At 58.7% G+C, this 629-nt stretch carries 1 protein-coding gene; it reads right to left on the reverse strand.

The genetic code is table 11. The annotated features are described in order from the left end of the window. Window positions 1-629, reverse strand: a 629-nt coding sequence (locus SB725_RS30080; RefSeq protein WP_410923009.1) for a carbohydrate porin, incomplete at both ends; no start/stop codon positions are given.

The following is a 629-nucleotide window of genomic DNA, read 5'->3' on the forward strand; positions in this document are numbered from 1 at the left end:
TGTTTGCTGCTGTGGCTGCGGTAGGCGTTGCCGCTGGTGGCCGCATCATTGCCGTTGTCGTCCTTGAGAACGTCATTGGCCTCGGCGGTGCTTTTGTAGTAACCGACACGGTATTCGCCCGGCAGGTTTTTAGGGTTAGGCGACCAGACCAGTTCGACCGGTAACACGGTACCGGCGGTGCCGCTGCCGCTGAGCTTGAAGCCGTTACCGTGCTCAAGTTGCGACGGGTTCTGGTTGTACGCGCCGATCTGCGCATAGAACTCAGGCGAGATGTTGTACTTCACGCGGACCGCTGCCTGCATGACTGGCCAGTTGTACCAGATGTTGGTGGCCCAGTTACCCACCTGGGAACCGCAGAACGCCAGGTTCTGGAACTCGCACGGGAAGGTGTTGAAGTCTTCGCCTTCGCCGAAGTAACCGGCCTTGACGTCCAGTTTGCCGTCGAGGAACTGGTGCTTGATCCACAACTGGGTCAGACGAACCATGTGGCCACGGCCGTAGACTTCCTGCGAGGAACTCAAGGTGCCGGCACGCGGATCGCCTACGCGGTCGTTGGAGATGTTCTCTCCGTTACGGTTGGTGAGCTGGATCTTGGCCTGGGTGTTATCCCAACCAAACAGTTTTTCCAG

It is taken from the genome of Pseudomonas sp. SIMBA_041 (genome assembly GCF_046535095.1).
Classification (GTDB): Bacteria; Pseudomonadota; Gammaproteobacteria; order Pseudomonadales; family Pseudomonadaceae; genus Aquipseudomonas; species Aquipseudomonas mucoides.